Annotated in this window: 15 protein-coding genes and 1 pseudogene; 10 read left to right on the top strand and 6 right to left on the bottom strand. The window is 36.4% G+C overall.

Translation table 11 applies throughout. The annotated features are described in order from the left end of the window. Positions 1 to 67: 67 nt before the first annotated feature. The 4 genes from CH354_RS16925 to CH354_RS16910 are packed head-to-tail and all read right to left on the bottom strand — an operon-like array spanning position 68 to position 3,802. On the bottom strand, positions 68 to 1,132 hold the full coding sequence (locus CH354_RS16925) for a sulfate/molybdate ABC transporter ATP-binding protein (protein WP_100727576.1): 1,065 nt from the start codon (positions 1,130 to 1,132) through the stop codon (positions 68 to 70). A 1-nt stretch (position 1,133) separates the two neighbouring features. Continuing rightward, a complete protein-coding gene (gene cysW, locus CH354_RS16920; RefSeq protein ID WP_100727575.1) occupies positions 1,134 to 1,937 on the bottom strand; it encodes a sulfate ABC transporter permease subunit CysW in 804 nt (267 codons plus the stop codon). Then, positions 1,934 to 2,761, bottom strand: coding sequence for a sulfate ABC transporter permease subunit CysT (gene cysT, locus CH354_RS16915; RefSeq protein ID WP_100727574.1), 828 nt, complete (start codon positions 2,759 to 2,761; stop codon positions 1,934 to 1,936). The genes cysW and cysT overlap by 4 nt, the downstream gene beginning before the upstream one ends. Positions 2,762 to 2,764: 3 nt before the next feature. After that, positions 2,765 to 3,802, bottom strand: coding sequence for a sulfate ABC transporter substrate-binding protein (locus CH354_RS16910; protein ID WP_100727573.1), 1,038 nt, complete (start codon positions 3,800 to 3,802; stop codon positions 2,765 to 2,767). A gap of 180 nt (positions 3,803 to 3,982) precedes the next feature. Here CH354_RS16910 and CH354_RS16905 point away from each other — a divergent pair, with 180 nt between their 5' ends. The 7 genes and pseudogenes from CH354_RS16905 (at position 3,983) to CH354_RS16875 (ending at position 14,054) form a co-directional block, all read left to right on the top strand. Next, positions 3,983 to 5,635 (top strand): flagellar hook-length control protein FliK, encoded by a 1,653-nt coding sequence (locus tag CH354_RS16905; RefSeq protein ID WP_100727572.1) that lies wholly within the window; start codon positions 3,983 to 3,985, stop codon positions 5,633 to 5,635. A 43-nt stretch (positions 5,636 to 5,678) separates the two neighbouring features. Further along, positions 5,679 to 6,218, top strand: a pseudogene (locus CH354_RS16900) (flagellar hook capping FlgD N-terminal domain-containing protein); the annotation flags it as partial. Positions 6,219 to 6,286: 68 nt separating this feature from the next. Further along, positions 6,287 to 7,681 carry a flagellar hook protein FlgE gene (flgE, locus tag CH354_RS16895; protein WP_100727570.1) on the top strand — a complete coding sequence of 465 codons (1,395 nt, stop codon included), beginning with the start codon at positions 6,287 to 6,289 and terminating at the stop codon, positions 7,679 to 7,681. A gap of 96 nt (positions 7,682 to 7,777) precedes the next feature. Then, entirely contained in the window at positions 7,778 to 10,123 is a 2,346-nt protein-coding gene (locus CH354_RS16890; RefSeq protein WP_100727670.1) for a tetratricopeptide repeat protein, read from the top strand. Continuing rightward, entirely contained in the window at positions 10,120 to 11,121 is a 1,002-nt protein-coding gene (locus tag CH354_RS16885; RefSeq protein ID WP_100727569.1) for a hypothetical protein, read from the top strand. Before CH354_RS16890 ends, CH354_RS16885 begins: the two co-directional genes overlap by 4 nt. A gap of 51 nt (positions 11,122 to 11,172) precedes the next feature. Beyond that, positions 11,173 to 13,146, top strand: a complete 1,974-nt coding sequence (locus tag CH354_RS16880) for an HD family phosphohydrolase (protein WP_100727568.1) — start codon at positions 11,173 to 11,175, stop codon at positions 13,144 to 13,146. Positions 13,147 to 13,217: 71 nt separating this feature from the next. Continuing rightward, complete coding sequence (locus CH354_RS16875) at positions 13,218 to 14,054, top strand: enoyl-ACP reductase FabI (RefSeq protein WP_100727567.1); 837 nt, start codon at positions 13,218 to 13,220, stop codon at positions 14,052 to 14,054. 3 nt (positions 14,055 to 14,057) lie between these two features. Here CH354_RS16875 and murD read toward each other — a convergent pair whose 3' ends face one another. Beyond that, complete coding sequence (murD, locus tag CH354_RS16870; RefSeq protein WP_100727566.1) at positions 14,058 to 15,467, bottom strand: UDP-N-acetylmuramoyl-L-alanine--D-glutamate ligase; 1,410 nt, start codon at positions 15,465 to 15,467, stop codon at positions 14,058 to 14,060. A 60-nt stretch (positions 15,468 to 15,527) separates the two neighbouring features. Between murD and CH354_RS16865 the strand changes: the two genes are divergently transcribed. The 3 genes from CH354_RS16865 to CH354_RS16855 all read left to right on the top strand — a co-directional run bounded on the left by CH354_RS16865 (position 15,528) and on the right by CH354_RS16855 (position 18,415). Then, positions 15,528 to 15,860 carry an STAS domain-containing protein gene (locus CH354_RS16865; RefSeq protein ID WP_100727565.1) on the top strand — a complete coding sequence of 111 codons (333 nt, stop codon included), beginning with the start codon at positions 15,528 to 15,530 and terminating at the stop codon, positions 15,858 to 15,860. A 9-nt stretch (positions 15,861 to 15,869) separates the two neighbouring features. Continuing rightward, positions 15,870 to 16,652, top strand: coding sequence for an indole-3-glycerol-phosphate synthase (locus tag CH354_RS16860; RefSeq protein WP_100727564.1), 783 nt, complete (start codon positions 15,870 to 15,872; stop codon positions 16,650 to 16,652). Positions 16,653 to 16,732: 80 nt separating this feature from the next. Further along, a complete protein-coding gene (locus CH354_RS16855; RefSeq protein WP_100727563.1) occupies positions 16,733 to 18,415 on the top strand; it encodes a sensor histidine kinase in 1,683 nt (560 codons plus the stop codon). Positions 18,416 to 18,450: 35 nt separating this feature from the next. On the opposite strand, the gene CH354_RS16850 is transcribed toward CH354_RS16855, so the two are convergent. Next, entirely contained in the window at positions 18,451 to 20,784 is a 2,334-nt protein-coding gene (locus CH354_RS16850; RefSeq protein ID WP_243396136.1) for an ATP-binding protein, read from the bottom strand. Positions 20,785 to 21,020 lie beyond the last annotated feature (236 nt).

The raw sequence follows: 21,020 nt of genomic DNA, 5'->3' as shown, positions 1-21,020 counted from the left end.
TTTACCCCGTCCTACCATCCAATGTTTTGTATATTGGACGATTTGTAAAGTATATTAGCGGAAATTATTAGATAGAGAAGTCCTCTACATATACCTTTGCCTTTTTGATGCGCAGGTAAACCGTCTCTCCCGGTAGTAAATTGAGGTATTTATAGGTTTCTTGTTCCAGGACGGATTCGATGAGGGTCCCTGTATCCACACGTTTTAATTCCACTCGGACGTTGCGACCCGTGGAATGGATGTATTGGATTTCGGCGGCGATCCCTTGTTCTTTTTCCCTGACAATTTCCACGTCATAAGGTCGCACATAAGCTACCGCATCCGATTCTTTGATATTTTCATGTTCAGAAGAATCAAGGGCGATGTTTCCAATTTTCGTTTTTCCTTCTTCGATACGGCCGTGGAAAAGATTCACATCACCTAGGAAATGGAAGACAAAAGGTGATTTTGGTTTGTTATAAACCTCGTCTGGGCTTCCCACTTGTTCGAGTTGTCCGTGGTTTAAAATCACAATCCGATCACTCACTTCGAGAGCTTCTTCTTGGTCATGGGTGACAAAGACACTTGTGATATGGATTTCATCGTGGAGTCTACGTAACCAATTCCGAAGTTCCTTTCTCACCTTTGCATCCAGTGCTCCAAATGGTTCATCGAGTAATAAAAATTTAGGTTCGATGGCAAGTGCACGAGCAAGTGCCACACGTTGCCTTTGCCCACCCGACAATTCATGTGGATACCGGTTGTGAAATTTTTCAAGTTGTATGAGAGTTAATAGTTTCGAAACTTTTTCTCGGATCTCTTGTTTGGAAGGCCTAGTGGATTTTGGTCTTACTTCCAAACCAAAGGCAATGTTTTCTGCAATGGTCATATGGCGAAACAGTGCATAGTGTTGGAACACAAACCCCACTTCACCATTTTGGATTTTGGCTGAAGACTGTCCGTCGCCAACAAACCGAACAGAACCAGAACTTGCTTCTTCAAGGCCTGCGATGATGCGGAGTAAGGTTGTTTTTCCTGAACCCGACGGACCAAGGAGAGCCACAAGTTCACCATCGGGGATGGTTAAGTTTACATCTTTTAAAGCGGTAAACGAACCAAAGGTTTTTTGTACATTTTGTATTTCGATAGGCATATTAAGATCTCTCGGTACGTTTTTCCAAAATCAATTTGAAGATGAGTGTGAGGAGTGATAAAAACACAAGTAAGGTGGCACAAGCAAAGGCACCTACGGAATCAAATTCATTGTATAACATTTCGATATATAATGGTAGAGTTGTTGTTTTGCCTCGGATGTGTCCACTGAGAACTGAAACAGCACCAAACTCTCCCATGGCTCTTGCATTACATAGAATGATCCCATACAACAAACCCCATTTGATATTGGGTAGGATGATTCTTAGAAACAATTGACTAAAACTGGCACCAAGTAACATCCCTGCTTCTTCTTCTTCACGGCCTTGGCTTTGCATGAGGGGAATGAGTTCTCTTGCCACAAAAGGGAATGTGATAAACACCGTAGCAAGGATGAGTCCAGGAGTATTAAATACAATTTTAATTTGATGTTCTGCTAAGAATTCACCAAAGGTTCCTTGTCTTCCGAATAACAAAAGAAAGATGAGACCAGATACAACAGGTGAAACTGCAAAAGGAGAGTCAATGATCGTGATGAGAAGATTTTTTCCAGGAAAGGAAAACCTAGTAATCGCAAATGCAGCTGTGACTCCAAAGAATGTATTTAAAATCACAGAAACAATGGATACTTTAACGGTCAGGCCAATTGCAAATAATGCATATTCACTTGTGATGGATGAGTAGTATTTTTCCCAACCTTCCGAAAATGCTTCCGTAAACACTGTATAAATAGGCAAAAGTAATAGGATGCCAAACAATGTATAGGCAAGTAAAACAAGAAAAATGGGCAAAAGTTTTGATTTCATGTGAGTTTTTTGGAAGCCCGCTCTTGGAAAAAATTAATGAGAAACATAAATAAAAAGGAAGTGAGTAACATCACAAGTGCGATCGAAGTAGCTTTCTCGTATTCGTATTGTTCCAGTTTGGTGACGATGAGTAAAGGAAGGATTTCTGTTTTACCAGGTAGGTTTCCAGAAATGAATACAACCGACCCATATTCTCCGATACTCCTTGCAAAAGCCATTCCAGTACCAGCGAGTAGAGAAGGCCAAAGTTCGGGTAATAAAACCTTTCGAAAGGTTTGGAAGGGAGACGCACCAAGGCACCTTGCACTTTCTTCTAGTTCTTTGGGAAGTTCTTCAATGACAGGTTGAACAGTTCGAACGACAAAAGGAAATCCAATGAATACAAGTGCAATGACAATGCCAATGGGTGTATAAGCAATTTTGATTCCCCATTTGTCAAAAAAAGAACCAATGATTCCCGTTTGGGAGTAGATCGTAGTAAGAGCAATCCCTGCGACAGCGGTGGGCAAAGTGAACGGTAAATCAATTAATGTATCAAAAAACTTTTTGAAAGGAAATTGGTATCGAACGATTACCCAAGCAAATAAAAATCCAATGAAAAGATTGAGAACCGCGGATATGAGTCCTACACTAAAACTTAAAAAGAGCGCAGATCGAATGCGCTCTTCTGTAAACACTTCTAATATCCCTGTGAATCCTATCCCCAGGGAATGATAAAAAAGTCCAAATAATGGAATGATCACAACGGCAGACGAATAAAAAACTGTGAATCCTAAACTGATCCCTAAATGGATTTTTTTGTACGGCCGTGTTTCAATTTGCATATATTACTTGGTTTTGTAGATGGCATCAAAGACACCTCCATCTGCAAAATGTTTTTTCTGTGCAGTGTCCCAAGTTTCCCCTAAATCGGATAGAGAAAATAATTTGAGATTTGGAAATTCTTTCGCAGAGGATTTGCTTACTTTCGGGTCAATGGGTCTAAAAAAATGTTTTGCAATGATGGTTTGGCCTTCATTTGTAAAAAGAAATTCCAAATAGGCTGTTGCTTTTTCTAAATTTCCTTTTTCCGTCGCAGTTTTTGTCACAACAGCAACTGGGGTTTCTGCACGAATGGATTCCGAAGGATAAACCACTTCTAAACTATTTTTACCAGAACGTTTTTCTTCATCTAACGCTAGTTTTGCTTCGTTTTCCCATGTAATGAGAACATCTCCAATCCCACGATTGACAAACGTAGTAGTAGATCCACGAGCCCCTGTATCTAGAACTGATGTATTTTGGAACAATGCTTTTACAAAGTCAGTTGCTTTCTCTTCGGATTTATACTTTCGTTTTGCATAACCATAAGCGGCAAGGTAATTCCACCTTGCGCCACCACTCGTTTTAGGGTTTGGAGTGATGACAGAGATTCCTGGTTTTACAATATCATCCCAATCTTTGATTTTTTTGGGATTTGATTTACGGACAAGGAAAATGATAGTGGAATAGTATGGTGTACTTTTGTTAGGAAGTTTAGTTTGCCAATTGGCATCAAGTAACTTTGATTTGCTGGCAATGTTATCAATATCATAAGAAAGTGCTAAACTGACTACGTCCGCTTCGAGTCCATCAATCACAGCCCTTGCTTGTTTTCCTGATCCACCGTGGGATTGTTGGATTGAAAATGTTTCTCCTTTTTTTTCCTTCCAAGATTTTAAGAAACTTTTGTTGATATCTTCATAGAGTTCCCTTGTTGGATCAAAGGAAACATGGAGAAACGTCGATTCAGCCAATAGAGAAGTGGCAAGCCCAATTCCCATTATGATAGTCAATATGGCAGAAAAACTTGGTTTAAATTGGAGGAATTGGAGTATTTTTTTCATTTTCTCGTCCTTTTGGTTAATAAAACAAACTAATCCTCCAATTTAGTGAATTTTTGTCAAGGGAAAATCCAACTCTTTTTCGGTCGTACTTGGGTTTCCTGACATAAACCTACAAAGGAAGAAGATAATTCTCTCAAGGAAATCTGGGGAAGTTCGATCCTTAAGGGAGAAGGCACCCCAATGAATGTAAATGTTGATAAACAAAACCTAATTCCCTTCCCTCAAGTTGAATTGAGACATGGCAAAAGGGACGGTGCCGATAACAACTATTTTGCGGTAAAAGAAAGTTTTGGAGAGATTTTAGAAAGGGAATTTCAGATCCATTCTGAGAAACCAAACTCACCATCCGAATGGAAACCATTACAAGCAGAGAAAAATCCATCTGATTCCGCAGCAGATGTTGTTTCAAAAATGGAATCAAACCAACAATCCAATTCGAATGTAATTCCATCAAATGAAGTAAATGACAACAATTCATCACAAAAAACAAACGAAGAATCGAAAGAAGAAATTTCGGAAGAAGAAGACCTAGACCGAGACGCTCTCGAATACAGCATTGGAATATTATCCAACCAACACTTATTTGATCAAAGATTCCTACCTGCCAATGAAGGGAATGAATCTTCGCAAAAAGAAAAAACAGTTGCCCTTTCTATGCAAAAGTCTGCAGTAAAAAATACATCCTATGTTACAAAGGAAGCAAAAACGTTTTTAGATGAGACTAAAAAATTAGCAGAAAGTCTTTTGCAAAAGGACTTGGTCAGTTCAAAACAAATTTTTCTCAATCACAAACAAGATCAGTTAGATTCAATTCCTTCCAATCTAGTGATGTTTCCTGGTTCACAAAAAAAAATTCAAACTGATAAAGTTGTAAACGAACCAAAACACAACACAAACTTGAGTTCGCAAAAAAAAGAAACTGAGCAGGTTGTGTTAAACCAAGTTACATCGTTTCTCCCAAAAGACAAAGGTAATCGAGGATTGGAAAATGAAAATCAGTCGGAATTTTCCCTTCGCAAATTAGATCCAAAAGGCAAAGGTTCGAAACATAACAAATCTGAAACGGTTTTATCTGAAACAAACCAAGAAAAAGATAACTCCAATCTTTCCATCACATCTGATAAAATGGTACGAAGTTTGGGGTTTAAAGAAAAAGAATTCCAAAAACTAAATGAAAACAAAAACCAAGTCCAAAACGAAAAGATTAAAACAGATTCATCTTTTGTGAACCAAGTCCAAACGATATTTTCTTCTAAAATGGGAGAAGAAAATGGGAAATCTTCAGAAGATAAAGGTAACAAACAAGGATTTAACCTACATTCGGTGGAAAATAAACATCACTCCAAAACGGAAGATGTAAAAACTTTGGAACGAAATCAAAAACCGAAAGAAACCAATTTAAAACAAAATTTGGATGAGCTCATCAAACAAGCTAAGTTTGATATTGTTCAAAATGGAAAATCGAGTGCTGAAATCATAATGAATCCAAAAGAGTACGGTCGTTTAACTCTTAAGGTGACTGTTGATGGAGAAAAAGTAGAAGGTCGAATTTTAGTTGAATCAGAAGAGTTACAAAAATCCCTTCAGAACGAAATCCAAACAATTAAGGAAAATTTGAAAGAGTCAGGTCTCGACTTACAAGCGCTCATCATAGATTTATGGGATGACGGGAACCAATTTGCAGAGAGACAAAATCAAAATGAACTTTACCAAACACTGATGGAAACTGCAAAAAACCGCGGAAATATTCAGAAATTGGAAAAAGAAAATGGAGTAGGTTTAGATGATATCTCTTTACCACCTGATTCCAAAGTATTAGAATTTTTTGCCTAAATTTACGAAATAAAAAAAGATCGAGGACAATATGCCAGACGGAATGCAAGATATCTCTACACAAAATTCTGCAAGAACCAAATACTTTGAAGGTGATAGAAGTTTTAATATCCGCAAACATTTGGACCAACTGGAAAAAGAAGAGACTAGTGGATTAAAAGGAATTGAAATCCGAGAAAAACAAAAAGAGTTAGGGAAAGATGATTTTCTAAAACTTCTTTTGACACAACTTTCTCACCAAGATCCAACAAATCCAGTGCAAGACAAAGACTTCATTGCGCAAATGGCACAGTTTTCTTCACTCGAACAGATGAAAAATATTTCTTCTGGGATTGCTCGTATGGAATCTAAACAAAGTTATTCGGTTGTAGGTAAAATTGTATCAGGACCAGATTTAGTGACTGGGGAAGATGTCACTGGTCTTGCTGGTGCGATTTTGTTCGATAATGAAGGAAAAACTTATGTTCGTGTGAATGGTCGTATGCTTGATGTTTCAAAAATCAATTTAATCTCTGATCCAGAGTTATTAAAGTCAGAAACACAGTTCCAACAACAACGTCCGACAAACATTCCAAACAATACGTTAAAAAAACAAGAAGCTTATCAGGATTAATTGAAAAAGGTCGATAAAAAAAGAGAGGATAGAACGTTATGATGAGATCACTTTATTCCGGTGTTTCCGGATTGAAAAACCACCAAGTTAGAATGGATGTTATTGGTAACAACATCTCTAACGTTAACACACATGGATTTAAAACAGAACGTGTAACGTTCCAAGATATGATCTCACAAGAATTGCAAGGTGCATCTGAACCAAACGAAAGGATTGGGGGAACAAACCCAAAACAAGTAGGTCTTGGATCTCTCATTGCTGCGATTGACAAAATCATGACTCAAGGTGCCTTACAAACAACAGGCAAAAACACTGACCTTGCTGTATCTGGGGAAGGATTTTTTATCGTTAAAGATGGTGACAAACAGTTTTATACTCGTGCTGGTGCGTTTAACGTCGATAAAAATGGTTTTTATGTCAACCCAGCCAACGGACTTAAAGTACAAGGTTGGAATTCAAGACTTGATGACACTGGAAATAAATACATCAACTCTGCCGGGTCTTTAGAAGATATCGTAATCCCATTATATTCCAAAGAACCTGCTCGAGCTACAAGAAATGTTGATTTTCAATCTAACCTCAATGCAAGTGTAGCTGCTGTTCCTGCAGATGCAACTGAAGAAGACATCCAACGTTATATCAATGACCCAGACCCTCGCCAAAGACGTGGCCATGTAACTTCTATTAACGTGTATGATGAATTAGGTAACACTCGCCAAATGGGAGTGGAATTTTACAAAATGCGCGACAATGTTTGGAAGATGCGTTTTAAACTAGAAGATGCAAGCCAAGTATCTGTTGATGTGAATGGAACTGGTGGTGAAAACACAAGTGTTTCTGGAAATACTGAACTCGAAGTTTCCTTCACACCAGATGGTAAAATCATCAGTGTATCAGATGGTGTGGATTCACAAACAACTGGAAAACTCCAAGCAGATATTTCCTTCCGTATTCCAGGCAATCCAACAGCCCAAAAATTCAGTTTGAATCTTGGGGAAGCAGGACTTGTGGGTGGAATCACACAATTTTCTTCTGATTTCACAACCAAAGCGGTGAAACAAGATGGTTACCCAATGGGTTATATGGAATCGTTTTCCATTGATAATACAGGAACTGTTACGGGAGTTTTCTCTAACGGAGTCCGCCAACCTCTTGCACGAGTTGCTCTTGCCAACTTCACAAACCCTGCTGGTCTCAATAAAGAAGGGGACACAATGTATAGTTTCTCTCTCAACTCTGGGGAAGCAAACATTGGAGAAGCAGGAAGCCAAGGTCGTGGAAAAATCAATGCTGGCCTCCTAGAGATGTCAAACGTTGACCTTTCTGACCAATTCACAGATATGATTGTGACACAAAGGGGTTTCCAAGCAAACTCAAGAACCATTGTGACATCTGACCAGATGATCCAAGAAGTTTTAGGTCTCAAACGATAAGAGTAGTGGAAGGACGGGGGTAACCCCGTTTTTTCCTTGAGTTCTGCAAAATTCTAAGAAAACTAGGTCAAACTAAACTTTTTAGAATTGTTTCAATTGTCACGTTTTCAAAAAAATACACTCCTCATTTTCACACTTCTGGCGTCAGTCGCCTATGCTCCGTTATACTATTCTATTAAGAATGTAATTAAAAAAGAATCGATTCCAATTACTTTAGAAACTCCAGAGACTGTTGTTTTTTTTAGTTTAGGAGAGTTTGATTCCAAAGGGCAAATGAGTGACCCAAGGACAATACAACTTCTTTTGGAAACAACCCATTTCCAATTCCAAAACACTACGGATGCTGTGTATTTGGGAAAACACCAAGAACTTTCACCTTCCAAACAAAGTCGTTCGGAAATCATACTAAATGGAACCTTCCAATGGGAAGAAAAAGGAATCAAATTTACGCCTAAACTTCGTTATGTGGAATCTAAATCTACAACGACAGGAAATCCTATCTTTGTGAAATACGAAGAACGAGGCAAATTGATTTCGGAAGTCCAATCTTCGCTCACTCATTTGGTAGATGAAACGATAAGACTCAACAGACTCATCAAACGGAATCCACAATGGGTTTTCGTATCAGAGGAAGAAATTCTTTCTGAATCAGAATTTGTTAAACTCTCAGAATATGATTTTAACGTTAGTTCCGAGAGTCGAAAAACTTTTTTAGTTTCTCTCAATTTAAAAACCAATTTTACAGAGTGGCTTAAGTTTAAGGACCGATTGGAGAAACAAACTGAGGATAACTTAAAGGAGATATGGAAAGAAGTTGGTTCCAATCCAAAATTATCTAAGTACTTACGTTTCCAAGTTGCTAAAAACATATCTCATTTTTATTTCAATAAGGCTGAATATCCTAAATCAATCGAATATGCAAATTTTGCTAAACGAGAAAAAGAATCCTCTAAACAAGTCTTTCATAGTGATTATGCAGACATTTTGTCTTTAATTGGGAAATGTTTGGTGTTAGATGGAAAAAAAGAGGAATCAATATTTTACCTAACATCAGCTAAAAAAATCTATGAAACCTTGGGACTCTTAAATGATCCAGAAGGAATACAAAACTCCTATTTTTATGGATTGGTGTTATTTGATGTTTCTCAGTTGGAACTTTCTGCATATGAACTTTCTTCCATCCAAGGGAAACTCGGTGATGTATACCAAACAATTTATTTGGATTACAATTTAGCACAAACTCTCTATAGATTGGGCCGATATGAAGGGACAATCACATTGTTAAAAGAACAACGCACTAAAATCTTTGAAGTTTCTATTCCGAATTTTGATATTGCATTACAATCTCTATTATTGTATGGAGCAGCACAATATAACGTTGGAAATTGGAGTATCGCCAAATCAGTTTGGAAATCAATTCTCCATGCGAAATCTACGTATGCTATTGAAGAAAAACCTTATTATCGATTTGCACTTTTTAATTTGAGTGTTTTGTCTAGGCAAAGAAATTATTTCGAAGAATCGGAAGAGTATTACAAGCAATATGTAAAACTTTCTCCATATGGCCAAATCGAACCATTACCAACAACTGTAAATTTTGAAATTGGTAAACCAATTTATCCTTACACATGGAATCTAACAAATAATGGACTTTTTTCTGAATTGGAAGAAAAAACGATCCGTTCATATACTGGTAGGTATTTATTCCAATCCCAAGATGAAGAGATTAGGGCTAGAACCTACGAAAACCGATTAGAAGATACCAATTTAATCTTAGATGACCTATTGAATCCAAATGCTTATCTCTCAAAATCAATGTTAGTTCTCAGAAAATCATTGTTTGGTGACCTAAAATTACATGAGAGAGGTAACCAAGTTGTATTTTTAGACATCGGTCCTGCATTAAACCATCCTGAGTATCCAGGTGTCACTTCACAGGCGGTAGCAAAACATTTTCCCAAAATGGAAGTTGTATTATGGGAACTACCGGGAGAAGTGGAACTATTCTTAAAAAAAGTAAAACCTGAATTGAAAGAAAAGTTATACGCTTTTTCTAATATTAGGATCCTGTCTGCGGACGGAGTTGGTGATTTTTTAACCGAATACAATGATCCCAAACATTGGATACTCAGGAATCGTTCCATTCCCAATTTGAAGCAAAAAACCATTGTCATACGAGCAGCTAACTCAATTGATATTTACGAACCTTACACAAAAATTTTACCTCATTTTCAAAACCTTGGTAAGGTATTGAAAGAGAACCCTGTTTTGTATTTTTTCAATCGCAGTATTTTACTGAAACCCAAAGGAAAAGAAAAGTTTATCCTTATCGGAAACCAATCCATACGAGGGTTTCATCATAATTTCCAAAGTTTAGATCGTAATGGAGAACCTCCTTATTCGATCCTTCCATTTAGTATCAGCGAAGAGGTGATACCATGATCTCGATCGAAATTGATTTTATTTATTTTTTTGCATCTCTCCTCTTTTTGCAGTATAGTTTGCTTTCTATCACAAAGAATGAGAACAAAAATTTGTTCTTAGTGTATTGGTTGAGTCTTTCTGTCATCGGAATTTTATTCTTAATCTCTCTTTCAAAATGGGAATTTTCCGTTTTTGGTTGGGATACCCAATCCATTTTTTTTCTTCTTACAAAAACCAACCTAATTTTATTTTTCGCATTTCAGGTGTTAGGAGAACGAATATTCTCCTATTCTCGCATCGCTGGATTTTTCATTTTAGTTTTACTGACTCTTTTTTTTGGATCTTTTTTGTATTGGATCCATTTGTTTCAATCGCAACTACTTGCTCAGGATGAGTCTAGGCTTTTGCCGTTCACGATTGCCATGGGTGCTTTTGTATGGACTCGGGAAATGTTTTGGAATCCCCAAAATTTAAACGAATCAAAGTTAGTGGAAGAAGATAAACAGAATCTATTATTTTTGTTTTTACCTTGTATCCTATTCCTTTTATCACCTTACAAATCTAATTATGAGTTCATTGAAATGATAGGGAAACCAGTGGTATTGGGATTTTCTTCCTTAATTGGTTTTTCACTCATTTCACAATACCTAAAAGTTTCCATACCAAGAGAAGCTGAAATCGGTGTATGGTTAGGAAGTATTGGATTTTCGACAGCGATGAGTGTGGAATTAGTGGTGAGTATTCCTTTGGCATTTGTAATCGGAATGTTCGGCCGAGGAATCTATTTTTACCTAGATGAATTGAAATGGTCAGATTCTGGAAAACGGGGAGTTGTTTCCTATTTGCTTCCTTCCGTAATAGCAACTTTTTTGCCTTTTTTAGTCATCGAACCAAAAGATTGGAATCACGCACCCTATGTCTTGTTAGGAGTCCAAGTCTTATATTTTTTGAGTTTTTATTTGATTTCAAGTTTAGTTTTTGGCTTTCTACTTCTAATCAAACCAAAGTCAGTATAAATTTTTGAAAAAACAATCGACAGTGAATTTTTTGCTGTCGATAGTAATTCTGTGAACCCATCTTCGGATTCGAAATACATCATCACGGATGACCCTTTTTTTGAAGGTAAAATTTCCGATTTTTCTAAAAAACTAAAAACTAAAGTCCTTTCCCTCTCCGATTTACCCAATACAGATTTTGATTCACAAGGTAAAATCATAAAACTCTTATTTTACATCTCTCGTTATGAGTTGGAAAATAAACATAAAGAAATCCATCAGTTTTTAAAAGAAAATCCTACAATTATGTCCAACATCATTGTTCGGGCACCTATCGACTACACAGGTTATATGGCATTGTCGATTGAGGAGGAATTGTTTTTCACTAATGTTCCAGATGATGCTCCTTTGGTTTTTCTCATCAAAAATTTGGTAAATGCATTTACCAGCTTACAAATGATTGTTGATAAATTTGAACTACAAAAACGTATCAATGTATCTACAAATGAAATCTCAAAATTAACAAAAATTGGAATCAGTTTAGCGAATGAAAAAGATTTTACGAAATTACTTCGAGATATTTTGAATTCTGCAAGAGAGATTTCCAATTCAGATTCTGGTTCATTGTATTTGGTGGAAAAAGATGAACGGGGAAATCCAAGAAATTTACGTTTTAAAATTTCTGCATTGGATTTGAATAGTGATGAATTCATCCTGCCTATCAACAAAAAAAGTATCGCAGGTTATGTTGCCTTTACTGGTAAACAATTGAATATACCAAACGTATACGAACTTTCAGGCAAAGAAGAATATAAGTTCAATAGTGATTTTGATCGAATGAGTAATTATTACTCAAAGTCGATGTTGGTGGTTCCCATGAAAGACCACCATGATGAAGTGGTAGGTGTCATCCAACTCATCAATCGTAAAAAGAATTTTCAGACCAAATTGACGTTAGATGAAATGAAATCTAGTTCAGTTTTGGATTATGATAAATACTCGGAAGAACTGGTGATGGCAGTAGCAGGACAAGCGGCTGTTGCCATCCAAAACAATAACCTTGTACATGAAATTGAAACCTTATTCGAAGGGTTTGTTACTGCTAGTGTATCAGCCATCGAATCTAGGGACCCAACAACATCAGGTCATTCGTTTCGGGTGGCTCAATACACGGTTGGACTTGCTGAATCTGTGAATGGAGTACAGGTTGGACGTTTTAAAGATGTTCACTTTAACGAATCTCAAATTAAAGAAATTCGTTATGCTTCCTTATTACATGATTTTGGAAAAGTTGGTGTCAGAGAAAAGGTTTTAGTTAAAGCCAAAAAATTGGAAGATTATGAGTTGGATCTCATTCGTTGGAGATTCCAATTTATATTGAAAGATGTAGAAGCAAAACTTGCACAGAAAAAAATTGAATACTTAAAAAAACACGGTAACAACGGTTATCCTCAGTTTGAAAAATCAATCGAATTAGAATATACATTAGAGAAAGAAAAATTGGAAGAGATGGTTCGTGTCATTACCGATTCGAATGAACCAACTATTTTGGAAGAGGGGAATTCAAACTTTTTAGAAGAAATTTCGAAAATGAGTTACCACACAACTGATGGTAACCAATTGAGTTTGTTACTTCCAAAAGAGTTTAATTTTTTATCAATCCGTCGTGGTTCTTTGGATTTTGAAGAAAGAAGGGAAATTGAATCTCATGTGGAACATACGTTTCAATTTTTATCCAAAATCCCGTGGACAAGAGAACTCAAAATGGTTCCAAGTATCGCACACGGCCACCATGAAAAATTAAACGGTTCGGGATACCCAAGAGGGTTGTCTGCGGTCGAGATACCCGTCCAGGCGAAAATGATGGCCATTGCCGATATTTTTGATGCACTTACCGACCAGGATCGTCCTTATAAAAAAGCTGTGCCACTTGATCGGGCGTTTGATATTTTAAAAATGGAAGTACGAGACCAACACATCGATGGGGACCTTCTAGACCTCTTTATCGAAAGTCGTGCTTACGAAAAAATTCAGCACAAACGATAAAAAAAACCTGAAAAAAAGTTCGTCTTTTAAAGCACCTCCGAAACTTGTGTGTCTAAGCATTAGGAGGAGACATGAACCAAACTCTAAAAGGTCGCACAGTGATCATTACTGGCATTACAGATGCGTCCTCACTTGCACTTATCATTGCAAAAGAATGTAAAGACCAAGGCGCCAAACTCATTTGCACGGGACTTGGAAAAACACCCTTTCACAAAAATTTATCTGAAAACAGCATAAACTTTTTAGATCGTACCTATGCAGATTTTCAAAATACCGTAAAAAAAGAATTAGGTGAAGATGTGATCACCTTTCCTCTCGATGTCACCATCCAAGAGAGTATAGATTCCTTTGCTGACTTTTTATTGGAAAAAAAAGAAAGTATTCATTCTTTATTACACTCCATTGCAATGGATAAAACCATTCGCCAAGGGAAAGTTAAGCCAATCATGACCGTATCAAGAGAAGAGTTTATGGATGCAATGAACGTTTCTTCTTTTTCGTTACTTGCGATTGTCCAAAGCCTTTATAACCGCAATCTTTTAGCTACGGGAGCATCTATAGTTGCTCTCAGTTACTTAGGTGCTGAAAAAGTTGTGGTTCACCCATATAAAAACATTGGTGTTGCCAAAGCTGCACTCGAGCGACTTGTGAAAGAGATGGCTATGGAACTAGGTCAAGAAAAAGAAATCCAAGTGAATGCGATTCGATTTTCTCCTTACCGCGCAAGTAAGGCTGGTTCTGCGATCGAAGGATTAGAAGAAGCAGAAATCCACTGCCAAACTTCCTCTCCACTTGGGAATGCAAAAGCAAAAGATCTTGCAGAAGAAGTATGTTATTTGTTCCGTCCTTCCAATCGAATCACAGGTGAAATCCGACATGTGGATGGTGGTTACCATATCCGAGGATAAAACTTAAACTAGGGAAGATCCAAAAAAATCTTGGATTAGATTTTTAAAGTGATTCCCTCTCTCTTCAAAGTTTTTGTAGAGATCAAAACTGGCACCTGCCGGTGAAAAAATTACCGTCAGGGTTTCCTCTTTTTGAAATTCGGAATTGGTTATCCATTCATGATCAATTCTTTCTTTTATGTCTGTTATTAATGATTTTAAATCATCAAAATAAAAAACTGGCAATCCCGTAAGATTTAAATCCTCACTCCAAACTTCTTTTGCTTTTCCAAAGACAAATAGAGGACATTCTAACTCTTTCCATCTTTTTATCAGTGGAAAAATTGGTTCCACTTTGGGAATTCCACCTAATATTAGATAAATGGGATCACCTTTTTGAAAACCAGAGATTCCAGATAACATTGAATGTAAGTTAGTTGATTTTGAATCATTGATGAATCGAATGGATTGGTATTTTTGACTGATGGTTTGTGTGGGAATGGATTGAAACCTATGAGGCAATCCATCAAATGTTTCCAATTGGCTTTGGATTTGGTCCGGACTTAAACCTACAACCTCAGCGAGAGCAATGGCAAAACATAAATTCATGAGGTTATGTTTTCCTTTTAAAGGGAATAAGGAAACATCATACTCATGATTCGGTGTATGGATTTTATTTGGGTTTTGTGTGACAAAATAAGATTCCTTTTCTCCAACCAAATGTAAATTGGAATGAGTAGGAATCACAAATGGTGTATAATTAAAAAAAATTGGATTCACAAAACATTGGTGTTCCTTGTCTAACAAATTTTGAATTTTCCATTTTGCAAGTGCATAGGATTCCATTGTTTTATGCCTTTCTAAATGATCGGAGGCAAGATTTAAGATCGCTGATGCCGTCAGTTGTAAGTTAGGTGAATCATCCAATTGGTAACTTGATAATTCTAATACAACAATTTCTGGATTTTCCCTGCAAAACGAAGTAAACGGAACTCCAATATTCCCTCCCATTTTTGCATTTGGGTATTTTTTCTTTAGCAGATGATACGTTAAAGCCGTTGTTGTCGATTTACCATCGGTGCCAGTGATCCCAATCACTGGACCATTGAAAAAAATTCTGCCGAGTGCGATCTCACTTAAGATGGGAATTTGTTTCCCACGTGCAAATTCTAAGATTGGATGATCAGGTAGAATTCCAGGACTTTTGATGATACAATCAATTCCATCGAGGATTTCTTGTGGCATTTGATCGGACAAAACTTTCAGATACAGACTTGGATTTGCTTTCTCTGGGAAACGATCCGCGAGAATCACTTTTTTCCCAAGGGAATTGAGTAGGAGAGCTGCCGAATCACCGGAGGACCCGCCCCCTAAAATGAGATAGGAATCAAGATTTTTAAGGTCATTGGGGCTGAGCATGGATTGAGAAAACATTGATTGACACTCCGTTAAAATACATTGATTTTGTAAAATCATATCAGGTTGGGTAAATAGGTGCTGAAACACGAAGTGAAAGACGGAAAACTAGTCGTTTATTTGGAAGGTCGATTGGACGTTTCTGTGGCGAATGAAGTGGAAGAGGGACTCACTGAACTCATTGACTCTTTAGGTCATAGAAAGGTTCTTCTCAATATGAAAGATGTCGAGTACATGTCGTCGTCTGGGTTTCGTGCTTGCATTTCTACTTTACGCAAACTCAATTCCAAAGAAGGATTTCTTAAGATTTCCAATATCAAACCAGCTGTGAAAAGGATCTTTGATGTCATCGAACTCACTTCTTTATTCGATATTTATGATTCAGAGGAAGCAGCGTTAAAATCCTTTTAGCCAATTCATTTGAATCCTATTTTACACAAAATTGTAGAAACGAAACACTCTGAAATCAAAGAAAGTCGTGGTAAGGTTTTACCCGACAGAACGATTCCCATTCGAGATTGGAAATCTCATCTCAAAACAACATCCATCTCAGTGATAGCCGAATGCAAAAAAGGGAGTCCTAGTGCAGGAGTGATCCGGCATGATTACGATCCAGTCACCATCGCATCCGTCTATGAAAGTTCAGGGGCGGGTGCCATTTCTGTCCTCACTGACAAGTCATATTTTTATGGATCCTTAAGTGATTTACAATCCGTCGCCCATAAAGTTTCTGTTCCAGTCATTCGTAAGGATTTTATTTTAGATCCCATTCAAATCGATGAAGCCTATGCTTATGGTGCCTCTGCGATTTTACTCATCGTTCGTATCCTTTCCCCTGAACAATTAAAACTTTTACACGAACATGCGACACGTCTTGGTCTTGCTGTTCTTGTGGAAACCCATAACCAAAAGGAAGTGGATATTGCACTAGACATAGGCGCAAGTACCATTGGGATCAATACTCGTGACCTAGATACATTCCAAATTCACAAAAATTTGATCGAACAAATTGCACCTAAATTGGATTCGTCTATCATCCGAGTGGCTGAGTCGGGAATAGAGTCATTTGAAGATTGGCAAAAATACAAAGGAATGATTGATTCTATGTTAGTCGGAACTTTTTTTATGAAGAGTAAAAATATTCCCGCTGATTTTTTGACTCTCCTCAATGGTAAAACTGCCCTCAAAGCAAAAAATGAATAGAGCACAAATGAAATTCGCTCCAATTATTTGAATTAAATGTTGTTTTATTTATAAATTCGGATTTTTTAATATAGAAAATTATGGCCTGGAAGTCATTCTTAAAAGGTATCTTCCTCTTTTTAGCCTACATTGGTTCTGCCAAATTGGGTATGGAATATTTTGCATTCCAACCTATGAATTTGGCTGTATTATGGATCCCTTCTGGGATTGGTCTAATCGGATGTATATTTTTCGGATATCGATTTTTCCCAATTGTTTGGTTAGCAAGTTTTCTTGCAAATAAAGATGGATTGATTAGCAGTCAATTCCAACTCACACAGTTTCAATTGTATCTCAGTATTTGTTTAACTGCGACAGTTGATGCGTTTCAATCAGTTCTCGCCTATTATTTCTGGACTAAAAAAATCAGAAAAAACCTCAATTCGACAAAAGATAATTTTTATTTTATCTTATATGTTGCCTTTTTCTCTAGTTTGATTTCGATTTTACTTCTTGGTTTTGTTCTAAATTCCTTTGGATACTTTCATAACTTAAATTTAAATGAAATCGTTCGAACCCTCGTTGTAATTACCTTTGGTGATACAATTGGAATTTTTATCACTGTTCCAATGTTTATGGCTTGGAGGAAATTGGTATGGAAGGAGTTATCCTTACGTCTCGTTTTCTGGACAATCCTATTTATCGTTTTCCAAGCAGTGATTGTTTATCAATTTCCATATTTATTTTTTCTTTCGTTTCTGATATTGATTTATTTAGGGTATCGATTTCAAATCAAAGGAGTCACTTTAGGCGTATTTTTATTGTATTTGTCGAGTGTACTCATGACTCGATTGGGAGTTGGGCCATTTGTACAGCCAGTTATTTTTGATTCTTATATTTATCTCATCTCATTTTTAATCCCGTATGCAATTCTTGCTGAGTTTATTACCTTACAATACCAGAGGTTACTCTATAATCGTTTTGAGTTGGAAAAAAAAGTATATGACCGAACTAAGTTACTCAGAACTCAGATTTTTGAAAAAACACAAGCGATTGAAGCATTACACAAATCCGAAAAACTATTAAGTGAGTCGAATCGCACAAAAGATATATTTTTTTCGATCATTGCTCACGACTTACGGAATCCTTTAGGTTCCTTTAAACAAATCACAGAATTGATGTACTCGGACTTTGATACCTATACTGATTCTGAAAAAAAGGAAACCATTTTCGAAATTAAAAAATCTGCCTCAAGGGTTTATAGTTTGTTAGAACAACTTCTCGATTGGGCAAGGACTCAGACAGGAAACATGCCCTTCCGACCGAAAGAAATCAACCTTCGGACAATTGTTTCTAAGATTACAGAACAAATGACTGCATTGATTCAGAAAAAAGGGATTCAGTTCACCGTAGAGATTCCTGAAAAGTTTTCGTTTGTGTATGCAGATTCTGAAATGATCCAGGCAGTCTTACGGAATTTGATTTCCAATTCGATTAAGTTTACCAATGACAATGGAAAAATCCAAATTTCTGTATCACAAGATGAAGATGGTGTCCGAATCGAATGCAAAGATAATGGTGTAGGAATGAATAGCTCTGATTTAGAGAAATTATTTCGATTAGATGCACAATTAACAAGTATAGGGTTAGAAGGAGAAAAAGGCACGGGGCTTGGTCTCATTTTATGCCATGAATTTGTTAAATTACATGGTGGAGAAATTTGGGCCACAAGTGAAAAAGGGAAAGGAACTACTGTTAGTTTTCGATTGCCTGATCCCAAATAAAATTTGATAAAATTCTGATCTGTCTTAATCAACGATTAAGATACATTTTCTTCTAGATTTGGTTTTTGGCTGTATGGCAAATATACGATGAATTTTGTATTTCCTTTTGTCGATTTTACATCAATGATACCCTTATGTTTTTCAATGATTTGTTTTGAAATGTACAAACCGAGACCTGTTCCTTGACCAATTGGTTTTGTTGTAAAAAATGGATCAAAAATTTTATCTAATATTTCTTTGGGTACTCCAGGACCTGAGTCTTCAATGCAGACATAAGCAAATGGATTATTTTTTAAGATGGTCTGATTGATTTCGATATTTAGTTTTCCCTTCCCATTCATTGATTGGATTGCGTTTTGGATCATATTGGTCCAAACTTGATTGAGTTCATCCGGATAACATTCAATTGGTGGGATATTGACAAAATTTGTTTTTAATTCGATTCCATGTTTGAGTGAACCTTGTAAAATTGTTAGAATTTGATTCAGAGATTCTGATAATTGAATGGTTTTGATTTCTGCTTTTGGGTCAAAATGGGTGAAGTTTTTGAGAGCTTGTGCGATTTTAATGGCTCGATTTGCAGAAGATTGGATGGCATTCGTCCCTTGTAGAATCGTGACAATTTTTTCTGTTAATAATAGTAATGCTTTGGAATTGGAATCATGTAAAATCTGAAGCCATTCTTTTGGTACTTCCTTCACTCCTAAGGTAACAAAAATATCTGCATATTGTTCGCTAAATTCAATTTCATTATTTTCCAAATCATTTAGAAATTGAGATTTTTTTTGTCTAAATTCGATTCCTGTTGGTAAGTTCTCTTGGTTTAATGCTTGTTCAATGAGAGTGTAAACAAAGGGAAAACTCTTTTTGGAAATGGATTCCAACTGTGGGAGTTGTTTGAAAAAATCAGAAATATTTTCTCTAATAGAATCACTTGTCAAAATCACCGCACTTAAAGGCGAATTGATTTCATGAGCGACACTTGTTACGGTCATACCAATTGACGATAATTTTTCGGATTGTATTAATTGGAACAATACGTCCTTAAATTTGATTTCTGCAGATACAATTTCACCAGATATATGTTTTGATAAAAATAGAGACTGGAAAAATACAAATAGAAGAAGACCAAGATTTAAGTACATTGGTTCTGATCGATGGACAAGAGTTAAAATGATATCATTTGTCGCAGCACCGATTAAAAACAATATGGATAACCCTAAATAGATGTAACCTGATCGTTTGTCTTGGATATAACGGAAGATCAAATAAAAATGTAAAATTAGAATCGGAATGATGAGGCACAGGACATAGAAGTGATAAGAACTGATAGACCTCACACTGCCAAAAATTGTATTGAATAGTGGAATCAAAATCAGAAGTGAAAATCCATAGATGATCTTTTTGTTTATGTATTCCTTCGTAAGGCAATGGATATAAAACAATCCTGCAATCACTCCCGAATATTCTGTAAACAAATCAATTCTGTAGACTAGTTCTCCCATTTTTTTGCCAGTTACCAAGAAGAGACTTTGGGAACCCGTGGATAAAATTTGGAAAAACATTAAGATACAAAATAGAAAAAAGTATAGGGATCCTTTCACTTTTTTTCGAGTGAAATAAATTCCCAGTTGGTATAAGCCTAAAAAAACAAGTCCACCTGATAAGATTGCTTCTTGTAAAATGGAAACTTGGATCGATTTATATACCTCTTCTTCTATTCCTATGATAGGTGGAATCCGAATCCCACCAAAATGGTAAAATCGATTTTTAACATAAAAGGTAAGTGTCACCTGAGGTCGGTTTGTTGGATTTAGTGAAAAAATTCTCGGCATGCGATCCATAAAACCGTCTTCATCGAATGAACCAAATTCTCCTATTAGTTCTTTGTCTTGGAAGATTTTACAATCAGAGTGTATCATCGGTAAATGGATTGCTAAACGTAATTCATCTTTGGGAAGTAGGATTGTGATTTGGTAGGTGCCAATTCCCAAACCTTCTTCAATAGTTTCATTCTGGAACTGGTTCCAATTTGGTGTGTTTGGAATGGAGATTAAAATGGTATCTTTTGTATCAACATCCGTGAAAACACCAGGCGTAAATTTCCATTCTCCATGTAATGGGAGAGTCGTTTGGCTCTGAAACGAGTTTGTTTGTAAATTTAAGACAGCATTTTGGATTTGTGGGAGTGTTTCTTGAGATTGTTTGCAAAAAAGAAAAATAAGGAAACTTAAGAATACGATTATTTTTGCATATACATTCATTTGTTTACAATTTGTTTCCAATCGGAATGCGCCCTTTAACTGATTTGATTTTTTGGGATGGTCAAGTTTATTTTCTAAATTTCTAAGTTCAGAATTTAGAATCATTGTAATAGTCGAATGACGTATGTTAGCAAGGCCTCTGCCGAGAATTGGTCAATTAAGATCACAAAAATCAGCTTCAATTTTAGTTCACTACAATCAAATTGGGAAATGGAATGTTTGCGAAACGTCGTTTTTTAGTTTTCTATTCCTGAAAAAAAAGAATGAATCCGGGACAATTTTTACAATAGATGGTTGACGTAGAGTGTACATTCCCAATGATGGTGAAACGGTGATTGAGT

It is taken from the genome of Leptospira levettii (assembly GCF_002812085.1).
Classification (GTDB): domain Bacteria; phylum Spirochaetota; class Leptospiria; order Leptospirales; family Leptospiraceae; genus Leptospira_A; species Leptospira_A levettii.
The sequence above is the reverse complement of the archived record's forward strand: the minus strand, read 5'-3'. Positions and strand labels throughout refer to the sequence as shown.

Coding starts and splice junctions, on each gene's coding strand:
- CH354_RS16925 (WP_100727576.1), bottom strand. CDS start 1,132: ATGCCTATCGAAATACAAAATGTACAAAAAACCTTTGGTTCGTTTACC.
- cysW (WP_100727575.1), bottom strand. CDS start 1,937: ATGAAATCAAAACTTTTGCCCATTTTTCTTGTTTTACTTGCCTATACA.
- cysT (WP_100727574.1), bottom strand. CDS start 2,761: ATGCAAATTGAAACACGGCCGTACAAAAAAATCCATTTAGGGATCAGT.
- CH354_RS16910 (WP_100727573.1), bottom strand. CDS start 3,802: ATGAAAAAAATACTCCAATTCCTCCAATTTAAACCAAGTTTTTCTGCC.
- CH354_RS16905 (WP_100727572.1), top strand. CDS start 3,983: ATGAATGTAAATGTTGATAAACAAAACCTAATTCCCTTCCCTCAAGTT.
- flgE (WP_100727570.1), top strand. CDS start 6,287: ATGATGAGATCACTTTATTCCGGTGTTTCCGGATTGAAAAACCACCAA.
- CH354_RS16885 (WP_100727569.1), top strand. CDS start 10,120: ATGATCTCGATCGAAATTGATTTTATTTATTTTTTTGCATCTCTCCTC.
- CH354_RS16875 (WP_100727567.1), top strand. CDS start 13,218: ATGAACCAAACTCTAAAAGGTCGCACAGTGATCATTACTGGCATTACA.
- murD (WP_100727566.1), bottom strand. CDS start 15,467: ATGTTTTCTCAATCCATGCTCAGCCCCAATGACCTTAAAAATCTTGAT.
- CH354_RS16855 (WP_100727563.1), top strand. CDS start 16,733: ATGGCCTGGAAGTCATTCTTAAAAGGTATCTTCCTCTTTTTAGCCTAC.
- CH354_RS16850 (WP_243396136.1), bottom strand. CDS start 20,784: ATGATTCTAAATTCTGAACTTAGAAATTTAGAAAATAAACTTGACCAT.